General features: G+C 65.7%; 1 protein-coding gene. It reads left to right on the plus strand.

Going from position 1 to position 233, the window contains the following annotated elements; translation table 11 throughout:
- The coding region (locus tag FQ664_RS07750; RefSeq protein WP_144171346.1) for a head-tail connector protein at nucleotides 1-233 on the plus strand (233 nt) is incomplete at both ends.

The following is a 233-nucleotide window of genomic DNA, read 5'->3' on the forward strand; positions in this document are numbered from 1 at the left end:
GACCATGCGCTACGCTGCCGCCTGCTCGAGCATGCCCGGCAGGTGCTGGCCGACGCCTACGACCAGGCCGACGCAATCGCCTATGGCATGGTGATCAATGCCCAGATCCAGGCGGCCTGCTTGCTCAAGCTGGGCCACTTGTTCGCCAACCGCGAAGATGTCGTCACCGGCACCATTGCCACCGAGCTGCCGCTGGCGTCCCAGCATCTGCTGATGCCGCACCGCATCCGGAT

It is taken from the genome of Pseudomonas persica, assembly GCF_900291015.1.
GTDB lineage: Bacteria > Pseudomonadota > Gammaproteobacteria > Pseudomonadales > Pseudomonadaceae > Aquipseudomonas.